Origin of the sequence: Gemmobacter sp. 24YEA27 (assembly GCF_030052995.1) — a bacterium.
Taxonomy (GTDB): domain Bacteria; phylum Pseudomonadota; class Alphaproteobacteria; order Rhodobacterales; family Rhodobacteraceae; genus Pseudogemmobacter.
This window is the reverse complement of sequence record NZ_JASJPW010000002.1, coordinates 77,863-87,509: the sequence shown is the minus strand read 5'-3', so window position 1 is coordinate 87,509 and position 9,647 is coordinate 77,863. Positions and strand designations below refer to the sequence as shown.

At 61.8% G+C, this 9,647-nt stretch carries 17 protein-coding genes; all 17 read left to right on the top strand.

Going from position 1 to position 9,647, the window contains the following annotated elements:
- Positions 1-69 precede the first annotated feature (69 nt).
- The 17 genes from QNO18_RS17980 to QNO18_RS17905 all read left to right on the top strand — a co-directional run bounded on the left by QNO18_RS17980 (position 70) and on the right by QNO18_RS17905 (position 9,626).
- Positions 70-768 (top strand): hypothetical protein, encoded by a 699-nt coding sequence (locus tag QNO18_RS17980; protein WP_283178928.1) that lies wholly within the window; start codon positions 70-72, stop codon positions 766-768.
- A gap of 105 nt (positions 769-873) precedes the next feature.
- The gene (locus QNO18_RS17975; RefSeq protein WP_283178927.1) at positions 874-1,086 is read left to right on the top strand and encodes a hypothetical protein; all 213 of its coding nucleotides are present in this window, start codon (positions 874-876) and stop codon (positions 1,084-1,086) included.
- A gap of 111 nt (positions 1,087-1,197) precedes the next feature.
- The gene (locus tag QNO18_RS17970; protein ID WP_283178926.1) at positions 1,198-1,428 is read left to right on the top strand and encodes a hypothetical protein; all 231 of its coding nucleotides are present in this window, start codon (positions 1,198-1,200) and stop codon (positions 1,426-1,428) included.
- 34 nt (positions 1,429-1,462) lie between these two features.
- A complete protein-coding gene (locus tag QNO18_RS17965; RefSeq protein ID WP_283178925.1) occupies positions 1,463-1,762 on the top strand; it encodes a hypothetical protein in 300 nt (99 codons plus the stop codon).
- A gap of 57 nt (positions 1,763-1,819) precedes the next feature.
- Positions 1,820-2,149, top strand: a complete 330-nt coding sequence (locus QNO18_RS17960; protein WP_283178924.1) for a hypothetical protein — start codon at positions 1,820-1,822, stop codon at positions 2,147-2,149.
- A gap of 17 nt (positions 2,150-2,166) precedes the next feature.
- Positions 2,167-2,514 carry a hypothetical protein gene (locus QNO18_RS17955; protein WP_283178923.1) on the top strand — a complete coding sequence of 116 codons (348 nt, stop codon included), beginning with the start codon at positions 2,167-2,169 and terminating at the stop codon, positions 2,512-2,514.
- 1,426 nt (positions 2,515-3,940) lie between these two features.
- Entirely contained in the window at positions 3,941-4,207 is a 267-nt protein-coding gene (locus tag QNO18_RS17950) for a 2-dehydro-3-deoxygalactonokinase (RefSeq protein WP_349293906.1), read from the top strand.
- A 65-nt stretch (positions 4,208-4,272) separates the two neighbouring features.
- Positions 4,273-4,560, top strand: a complete 288-nt coding sequence (locus QNO18_RS17945; protein WP_283178921.1) for a hypothetical protein — start codon at positions 4,273-4,275, stop codon at positions 4,558-4,560.
- Between the two features lie 499 nt (positions 4,561-5,059).
- Entirely contained in the window at positions 5,060-5,257 is a 198-nt protein-coding gene (locus tag QNO18_RS17940) for a hypothetical protein (RefSeq protein ID WP_283178920.1), read from the top strand.
- Positions 5,191-5,388 carry an autoinducer binding domain-containing protein gene (locus QNO18_RS25715; RefSeq protein ID WP_349293890.1) on the top strand — a complete coding sequence of 66 codons (198 nt, stop codon included), beginning with the start codon at positions 5,191-5,193 and terminating at the stop codon, positions 5,386-5,388. Before QNO18_RS17940 ends, QNO18_RS25715 begins: the two co-directional genes overlap by 67 nt.
- The gene (locus QNO18_RS25710) at positions 5,331-5,471 is read left to right on the top strand and encodes an autoinducer binding domain-containing protein (protein WP_349293905.1); all 141 of its coding nucleotides are present in this window, start codon (positions 5,331-5,333) and stop codon (positions 5,469-5,471) included. Before QNO18_RS25715 ends, QNO18_RS25710 begins: the two co-directional genes overlap by 58 nt.
- A complete protein-coding gene (locus tag QNO18_RS17930; RefSeq protein ID WP_283178919.1) occupies positions 5,468-5,707 on the top strand; it encodes a hypothetical protein in 240 nt (79 codons plus the stop codon). Before QNO18_RS25710 ends, QNO18_RS17930 begins: the two co-directional genes overlap by 4 nt.
- Before the next feature lie 283 nt (positions 5,708-5,990).
- Positions 5,991-6,182, top strand: coding sequence for an acyl-homoserine-lactone synthase (locus tag QNO18_RS17925; protein ID WP_283178918.1), 192 nt, complete (start codon positions 5,991-5,993; stop codon positions 6,180-6,182).
- Entirely contained in the window at positions 6,100-6,369 is a 270-nt protein-coding gene (locus tag QNO18_RS17920; protein ID WP_283179271.1) for an acyl-homoserine-lactone synthase, read from the top strand. Before QNO18_RS17925 ends, QNO18_RS17920 begins: the two co-directional genes overlap by 83 nt.
- Positions 6,341-6,568, top strand: a complete 228-nt coding sequence (locus QNO18_RS17915; protein WP_283178917.1) for a hypothetical protein — start codon at positions 6,341-6,343, stop codon at positions 6,566-6,568. The genes QNO18_RS17920 and QNO18_RS17915 overlap by 29 nt, the downstream gene beginning before the upstream one ends.
- Positions 6,569-6,867: 299 nt before the next feature.
- Positions 6,868-7,152, top strand: coding sequence for a hypothetical protein (locus QNO18_RS17910; protein WP_283178916.1), 285 nt, complete (start codon positions 6,868-6,870; stop codon positions 7,150-7,152).
- A 1,076-nt stretch (positions 7,153-8,228) separates the two neighbouring features.
- On the top strand, positions 8,229-9,626 hold the full coding sequence (locus QNO18_RS17905; protein WP_283178915.1) for an FAD/NAD(P)-binding protein: 1,398 nt from the start codon (positions 8,229-8,231) through the stop codon (positions 9,624-9,626).
- Positions 9,627-9,647 lie beyond the last annotated feature (21 nt).

Below are 9,647 nucleotides of genomic sequence, written 5' to 3'. Positions count from 1 at the left end.
TGGCGCGGGGAAATCGACGCTGATCAAATGTCTGACTTTCGACTCTCAGCGCGACCCGGGCGCGGCGCGATGCAGGGCGAGGCGAAGGCGATCCTGGCGCAATATGGCCTTGAACTGGATGTCGACCACGATCTGGCCAGTTATTTGGTGGCGATCTGCCAGATCATCGCGATCACGAGGGCGGCATCCCTGTCGGGCAAGGTGCTGATCCTCGAAGAGCCGACCGCCAGCCTTGATGCGACCGAGGTGCGGATGGTTCTTGACGTGGTGCAGTCGCTGCGCGCGGGTGGTCTGGTCATCTTGTTCGTCTCGCATTTTCCGGAGCAGGTCTTCGACCTGATCGACCGGGTCACGGTTTTCAGGAATGGCCCATATAGCACGAACGAAGAGACTGCGCGCCTGAACCGGGTCAAGCTGATCGCGCATATGCCGGGCCGCACGCCGGAAGATAAGGTGCTGCATTCGCGCCCCGCCGATCGTGCGCCCCGCCCGGCGATGTTCAGGTTTCAAGGCAATGGCCGCCGTAGTGCGGTGGAGCCTTTTGCAAGGACCGTGGGCAAGGCCGAAGCCAGGGAACCAGGCGGGCAAGCTCAACCTGACTGTGCCGCCGCGCGAATGCGGCGGGGTTTGGTTTCGCACCGGAAGATCGCAAGACTGATGGCACAATCGCAGATCTTTCGACCCGCGAGAACATCATGGCGGGCCTCCAGGCGCGTCACGGCTGGGCAAGTCCGATCACGCACACAGAATAAACCGCACCGCCGCTGACTACTTCAAGCGGCTCGATATACGCAGCTCGGGGCGCGAAAAACGCATCGGCGAGTTGTCGGGCAGGAACCCGCAAAAGGCGGTGCTGCCGCACTGGCATCCCTGTTGGGGCTGATCTCAGTGTTCTACGCGGGCTTACTGTTGGTCAGCTTTGATGACGGCCGGCCGGTCGGGCCGGTGATCGACCTTCTGAAGCGCTCGGCCCCGGTGGCGCTGCTGGCGGTGGGCAGGACGCTGGTGATCGACACGCGCGGCATTGATCTGTCGGTCTGCACCGTCTTGGCGATCTGCAGTGCGGTTGCGGCCTTCGGGGTCTAGGAGGGCTCCTGGCATCCGCTTTCGCTGCTTGCGGGGGTGGCGGCGGGGCTTTGGAATGGCGCATTGGTGGCGGTGGCATGGGTGTAGCCCTTTGTCGCGAGGCTGATCCTGTTGACCACGGGGCGCGGCATTGCGCAGCTGATCACCGAAGGCCGCATCCTGACCTTCACCGATCCGGCTTTTGCCTTTCTCGGACCCGTCACTTTCCATAGCCTGCCGCTACCGGTCTGGATGTGGCTTGCCACCGCCGTGCTGGTCACGGTGCTGATGCGGTGCACCGCACTTGGCCTCATAATCAAGGCGGTCGGGATTAACCACCAGGCCTGGCGCGTGGCGGGTTAACGCGGCTGTGCTGCCGATCGCGCCAAATAGGGCGATGGGTCTTAGCGCAACGCTGGACGGGCTGATCGTCATCGCGGGTATTTGCGGCGCGGATGCCGGTAATGCGGGGCTCAGGCCGGAGCTTGACACCATCCTCGCCATGGTGATCGCGGGCAATTCGTTGCTCGGAGGCCAGTTCTCGATTGCGGCCACAGTGCCTGGGGCGCTGATCATCCGGACGATTTCCTCGGGCCTCCGGCTTGCGGGCTTTCCTTCGGAATATAACCTCGTGAGCAAGGCGATGCTGGTTCCGGTGATCCTGGTGCTGCGGTCGCCCAGGATCGCGCGCGAATGAGCCTTCTGGCCTGCGGACTGTGCCGTGACCGGGCGCCAGAAGGAGCCGGACAATGAAATGCCGCGCGCTGCCGCTTTATGTCACCAGCGCGATTATCCTGATCGGATTGGTGATCTGCTTGCTGCAGTTCCGAATATGTTCTCGACCCGTGAAATCGTTAACCTGCTGACCGATAGTGCTTATCCCGGCATTGTCGCGGTGGGGATGCCCCTGGTGATCCTGTCCGGCGGCATCGACCTTTCGGTCGGATCGGTGATTGCGCTTCCGGTCATGTTCCTCGCGCGTATTGCCGCCTATCTCTTGTCGATTGAACCGGTGCCGATCCCGCATGATTTCTGCCAGAGCCTCGTCGGCGCCTATGGGCTGATCCCGGCAAGGGGCGGCTGACGCTGATCGGAATTCTGATGCAGGCGACCTTCGTCATCGGCATTTTGGTGGTCCAAAAGACCCGTTTCGGCACCTCGGTCTATGCCAGTTCGGGCTATTCGCTCGCGACGGTGGGGATGGAACTCACTGACATCGCCGCCGTGGTGACAGGCGGCAAGCTTTTGACCGGTGGCGGGGGCGATATGTTCGGCATGATGCTCTTTGTTCTGACGATCGGGCTGATCCAGACCAGTTTCCTGTTTGACGGCTCGCCTTCCTTCTGGTGGACGCGGATCATGATAGGCTTTTTGCTGCTTGTCTTCATCCTGTTGCAAAACGGCCTCGTGAAACTCTCCGAGGCGCGGCTGGCGGGAGGCCAGGCATAAGCCCCTTTGACACCCATCTTGCGAGCTGGGCGAGGCGCTTTCTGGCACCCAAACGTAAACAATTCTTCTGGTTCGATATTCTGAATCGTCGCCAGCTGACTCCGGGGTGCGACTGGCAGTTCCACCGCATGGTCTCGGCGGCGGGACAGATCAACAGCTCGAGGCTCGTGAACGCCAGGGGGCGCGGGCTTTTTGGGCTCGACCTGGACACCGGCACCACAGAAATGCTGGTCGCAGTCGAGACTGACCGCACGACACGAGATTGAATGACGGGCGGGGTCGATCTGCCGTTACTACCGCGGCCAGGCACACTTCTGTTCGCCCGTATCTCGATCCCAATGCGAGCTGTTTTCGCGCCTGACGGGCGGCTGGCCTGTTTCGCCGACACTGCGCTTGCGCTGGCATGGGCGCAGCCGCTGAATGCGGCAGCTGGCAAATGGAAGAGCCCGCGTTTTCCTCGACCTGAACGTTGGGGGCTGAACCCCGTTGGTGCGGTCACCGGCAGTGAGGGCGGCATCTGGATCGCGAAATGGGGCGCGGGCGCCGTGATGCACTACAGGCCAGAGGGACGCCGCAGCCATCATATTGCGGTTGGCGCCCAACTCGCCTCATGCCCGTCCTTTGGCGATGCCGATCTTGGCTCACCGGCTGGTTTCCACCGCGGAGAGGGCATCAGGGCCTGCCCGGCTGGTCCGCCCCAGGGTCAATGGCCTGGCAGAGCCGGCAGTGATCCGGAAAAGAGTTCGGAGATTTTCGACCTCCTTCCGATGGCCGTCCGGTCAAAGCGCTGCGGCTGAGCGGGGCAAAGCTCTCGGCGATGCTCTTACCAGGGGCGACGTTGTAGGATCTGCTGATGGAGGGCGTCGCACCCCTCGGGTGCTGGGGTTCCAGACCCTGGCACCCTATCCTGGCGAGAGGCTGTATGTCGGCGCCCAGGCCGGAGGGCGCGGTTCACGCTTGAGGGGCACGAGATCCGGGTTGATGCCAATGAAGGCGCAATCTCCTCATGATAGCAACGACGGCATTCACCACCGCATATTGTATTACGAAGGCAAATTCCGCAACATGTGGTATTCACACTGGATCTCGAAGACTGACATGTGGGCTGTCGCGGGCGATGCGCCGAGCTTTGATCCTGAGGCCCTAAGTGATGCGGCGACGCCGGTGTAAGCCACGCGCATCACGGATAGTTCCGCCTTGATGACAGCGGCGAAACGTGGGGCCGCCGGCGTCATGATGCGGCGGATCACAGCTGCGGGAAATTAAAGCAAATGGGTACGGGTCGAAGGAGGGCAGATCCTGGCCCGAGCATCTGCATCACCGGTGAGGCAGTTCCTGCCCTGCGCCAGAATTTGATCCTCGGGCGGCTGGTTGTGCCGGGTGAGGGCTCAGAGGCGGCTTTCCTGCGCAGGGACGGGGCCGCGAAATCCAGGGCGCGCCGATGGCACGGGCCTTCTCGGCCCGCAGCCTCGTGCTGATGGGGCGGCTCACGCCGGAAGAAATCGCCGATCACCTCTCGGGGCTGCTGATCGGCGATGAGATCGGGGCCGGGCTGGAAGCCATAGCTGAGAGAACAAGGGTAACCCTGATCGGACGCGGCGTTCTGGCGGGGCGCTATGCCCGCGCCTTCGTGGCGTTCGGGGTGACAACGAGGGTTGCACCCGAATGTATGAACCGGCGCGGGCTTTTTTAAATTGCGAAACGCGGAGGGCTGATCTGATCTTCGTGTTTGCAACGGTGCTGAGGGCCTGTCCGCTGGTGGCTATCCTGCGGGGCATCCGCCCGGAAGAGGCGCTGGCCCATGTTGGTGAACTGGTCGGGGCTGGCTTTACCCTGATCGAGGTGCCGCTGAACTCGCCCGCGGCGCTGGAGAGCATCGCCGCGCGGAGTGCAGCTTTCGGAACCCGCGTGATCATCGGGGGCCCGCACCGTGCTGGCCGCCACCGATCTCGAGGCTGTGGCAAAGCCCGACGGCAGGCTGATCGCCGCCAGAAATCTCGCTCCTGGCGTGTAGGCTGCAACCCGCGCGGCCAGTCCGGTCTGTGAACCCGGCGTCGCAACCCGACCGAAGCCTTTGCCGCCATCCATGCCGGGGCGCATTCCCTCAGGCTTTTTCCCGCCGGGATCATCCCGGCGGTCGCCATCAAGGCGCTCCGGGCGGTGAGCGCGGCCTCGGTGCCGATGCTGACAGTGGGAGGCATCCCGCCCGCGACCATGGACGCTATTTTGCAGCTGGGGTGCATGGTTCTGACCTCGGATCGGTGCTGTACCGCCCGGGGCAAGGCGCGGCCTTGACCGGCAGGCAGGCGCGCGACTATATCGCCGCATTGCCAGGCTGATCAGATTCGGGTGCTCTTTTGCTCACTTTGATCGGGACCCGAGTCGTCAGCCATGTTTTCAGAGACTATGACCGGTCAACCGGACGGCTCTGCCACAATTTGGAAACATTACACGTGAGAGCCTCTTTTAGGCTTGCGTTAACAGGTTTGAGGGCGCAACCCTTCAACTTGTACGACTGTCTTACTCTGAACCGGGAAAAGGGATCATGACGGAGCTCATCGACCTGAGCGAGGTTGCCGGCCAGGCCGGTAAATTCGACTGCTTCCTCGAACAGGTGCGGGATCGCTTTGGATTCGATCATGTGGCCTATCTGGGGTCAAACCGGTTGCCGGCACAATGCATGGCTATGTCACCTATCCTGAAGAGTGGAAGCGCCATTATACCCAACAGGCCTATCACCTGATTGACCCGACCCTGCGAATCGCGCAGCGCAGCATCGCAACCGATCGACTGGTCGCGGATCGAACAAAGCGAGAATTTTTCGCGTTGTTTTCTGTGCCGCCCGGGAATTCGGGATTTCGGACCGTGGGGTAACGATCCCGGTGCGCGGGCCTTTCGGTGATACCGGGATGCTCAGCGTGACGCGCGACACCGACGATCATAATGGCATTCGATGATCGCCGAGCATATCGGAGATCTGCAATCGATCGCCGTTCATATGCATGACGCGGTGATGAATTCCGATGCGTTTTCCAATGTCCTGCGCCGCACGCCGCTGTCTTCACGTGAGGTAGAGATTTTGCAATGGACGCTGGGGCAAGACCCAGCAGGACATCGCAGACATCTGAATATTTCGCATCGTACCGTTGAAGTGCAGTCTGCGCCTCGCGCGCGAGAAGCTTTTTTTCGCTGACCGCACAGCCCAGGCCATTGCCAGGGCAATTGCGCAACATCTGATCTATCCGATCTGATACAGCACGGGGCGCGACCCCATTTGACCGCCAGGGCAGGAGCCCGTGGCGGAGCATGCCGTTTTTTTCCGGCGGGAAAAAGCAGAAAATCTTCATAAGTACGGGATTCCCGAGTATCGGGCGGCACAACCAGTGGTTAACGTCTGAGGAATGTGACAATGGGGTTGCCATGATCATCGTAATCGACGCCGTAAACAAACATCTGTTTGAAGATTTCTTGACGATATGTACGGGCTGCGTGCCCGGGTTTTCAGTGACGCGTCTGGTTGGGACGTGAGCATCGAACAAGGGCGCGAAATCGATCGCTTTGATCATCTCGACCCGCTCTATCTCGTTGGGCTGGATACCGAAGGCGAGGTCATCTCCTGCGTCCGTCTGCTCAGACGACCGGCCCGCATATGCTGTCAGATGTGTTAGCGAGATCCTCGATGGCGAGGCCCCGCTGCGGTCATCCAGGATCTGGGAATCGACCCGATTCTGCGTTGATACGGCCCGGCTGTCCGGGACGGGGCCGAACCACGGTTTCGCGCGCGCCACGTGCGAGCTGATGGTCGCCACGCTCGAGACCTGCCGGAATGCGGGTTCTCGGACATCATCACGGTGATCGATCCGGTGATGAACGGGGTGCTCAGCGCTCGGACAATGCGCCTTATGACTATGTCGGCACGGTCAAGCCGATGGGCAAGGTTTCGGCTCTGGCCGCCCTGCTCGATTGTACGGATGAGCGGATCGACCGGGTTCGCAATTTCGCGGCTCTGCATGAAAATGTGGTGCTGAGTGATGCGGCGGCACTGGAGTTCTAGGCCAGTGACTGCCCAACACGGGCTGAAAACAGAGAGGTGACAGTGCTCCCGGTCAAACGCGCTCTGCTGCCTTCAGCGGTGATCGGCCTGGGTCACGTTCCAGGGTGATCGGCGACGGTCACCGCTGGAATCCCTGTCCCGGTGGTGACCGTAACCCTTTCTGCACCTTGTGCAGGTGAATGCAATCGACCCCCGCCGACAGCGCGAAGGGCACGGACGGAAACAGGAGGTCAGGCGATGGCTGTAATCGCAATAGTGGCCGGTGGCGTTATTGGTTGATAAATGGGCTGATTGGCCTTGTGACAGGGCTGGGTTTTGGTGCGGCTCTGCTGGTCTGGATCGTCCGGGGCAGTCTGTCTGCGCTGCTGATCTTCCGTCAGTTTCTGACGGGCGAGGCCGGCAATCGCCCCGACCGGCAAATGGATGCGGTCTATGACGATCTTCTGTCGCTTGGCGAAGACGAGATCCGCCGCGCGTCCCTGGCGGTAACAGATGCTTCCAGCATGTCACGACTGGTCAGGATCTATGCCGAGCGTGACGCACAGATTGCTTCGGCGCGTGAGTATCGGCGGGTCAATCGTTGAACCAGCCAGGCTGGCCGTATGCGCGGCCGGCCAGTCCTTCTGAAAGGACTGCCTGACTGAAACGCAGCGAAGGTGTTCAGTTTCCTGCGCCGAAAGATCCTTGCTGCCGATTGCAGCACCAGCTTGCCGTCGGTGCAGGCGCCGGCACAGCGAACATAGGCCAGCGAAAGGGCCATCCGTTCGCTTTCGCTCAGATTTGACCGGCGGGGTGAAATGCATCCGGAGTGACAATCCCCGGCGCACCGCAAACAGCCGGTTATCGGGTTTCTCCGCCGGTCCGTGGCCGCGACCGCAACCGCACGCGGACCGATAAAGGACATGTCACCGCGCAGCACATTCAGCACCTGTGGCAGAAGATTGAGCCCGGTTGACAGCATAACCGCGCCAAGCGGCGTCAGATGCCCCGCATCCGCTGCATTGGCGTGCAACAGATCCGCCGCCGAAAGGTCCCCCCGGATCACGCGAAAGCGGTATTGCCGGAAGACGCGCCCGTTCATGCCGAGACAGCTCAGTCGCATCAGGGCAGGGCCGCCGGACCCCAGTCGGATCGCAACGGCGATCATCAGCATCATTGGCAGTGTGATGGGCAAAGTGATCAAAGCGAGTGCGAAGTCGCACAGGCGCTTTAGCCCCTGCGGTTTGGGAAATCTGCAACCCCGAAAGGGGATTCGCTCGAGGACATGAATGATTCTCGCCGGGTGACTCTGTGAATTTTATTTCAGACAATAGATGATGACTAATTCCACATTGGAAGAATTGCAATTTATATGACAGTCTTTGCTGGAAACAGTTTTTTCCTGGTTGACGGGTTTTTGGAAGATTGCACCCGGATTTCGGGCGCTTCACCGCTCAGCACCTGCGTCAGCCGCTTTCTGAACAGGCAGGATCAGCGGCAGAGAATTTCCACTCTGTTCCGTCTGGGGAAATGATGAACTTTCTGTTTGCAAGTGACATCTTGGAACAATATTCCGGTTTTGGCTGGTAATCTGGAACCGAAATGGTGCTGGATGGTTGCCGTTGCTACCTCACCCAGGGCTGGCCAGTTGATCATGACGCCAACACAAGACGGACCCGATATGAGCTATACCGCTGCGACCCGAGCCGAACCCTTCGCGCGCGAGGAAGGCTGGCGTGATGTGCTGGTGATCGGCGGCGGCGCGAGCGGTGTGCTTTTTGCCGCGAATCTGTTGCGCCAGAACACCGATCTCAGGGTCACGGTGGTCGAGGGTCGCCATCTTCTGGGCTGTGGAATCGCCTATTCGACCAGTGATCCAGACCATCTGCTCAACACCCGCGTCCATAATATGAGCGCCTTTCCCGATGAGTCGGATCATTTTCTGCACTGGCTCGAGAGTAATGCACCGGGCCGTCACGACAGCGAGAGCTTTGTCGGACGCGCCACCTATGGCAGCTATCTGTCCTGCCTGCTGACGCCCTGGACGGCGTCGGGGCGGCTGGTCTGTATCAAGGCCGATTGTCTCGGGATCAGCGAGCGCGAGGGCGGCGTGAAGGCCGAGCTTGACGACGGGCGGCAGCTGAAAGGCGCCTATGCGGTGCTTGCGACCGGGCATGTGGTCCCGAAGGAAGACCCGTCCGGACTGATCTCGGGCGCCTGGTCGGTCAATACGCCGCCGGGTGACGGCGCGCCGGTTCTGATCATCGGCACCGGGCTTTCGATGGTGGACCAGGTGCTTTCGCTGGAACGGGCCGGGCATCAGGGCCAGATCATCGCGATCTCGCGGCGCGGGCTTTTGCCGCGGTCCCACGGGCCGGGGGCGGCGCTGAAGATCGCGGCCGAAACAGTGCCTCTGGGGGCTCCGGTCAGCCGGCTGCTGGCATGGCTGCGCGGTCTGGTGGCCGATGCCGACGCCGAAGGTGGCACCTGGCGGTCTGCGGTCGACGGGATCCGGCCTTATGTCAGCCTGATCTGGCAGAATATGGATCTGGACCAGCGCCGGCGTTTCCTGCGCCATGCCGCCACCTGGTGGGAGGTGCATCGCCACCGCATCCCGCCGGCTTCCGCCGCGCGGCTTGAGGCTGCGACGCAAGCGGGGCGGCTGAAGATTGAGCGGGCCGCCTTTATCCGTGCCGAAGCGGCGGCGGGCGACTCGCAGGACGAGGTGGTGACAGCCGTGATCCAGCCGCGCGGTGCGGCCGACCCGGCGCGGCTTGAGGTGGGGCGGATCATTGATTGCCGCGGCATCCGCAATGACCCGGAAAAGAACGCCTCGCCATTGATGGCAGGGCTTCTGGCGGATGGGGCGGCGCGCGTCGATCCTTTGCGCATCGGATTCGAGGTATCCCCTGAGGCGCGGCTGATCGGGCGGGATGGCGCGGCCTCTGACCGGCTTTTCGCACTTGGTCCGGTTTCGCGCGCCATGTTCTGGGAGATCACCGCGATCCCCGACATCCGCGTGCAGGCCGGCCAGATGGCGCGCTATATCGCGGCAAAGGAAAACGCTGCCGCCCGCTGAGACCGGGGCTGACCGGCAGAC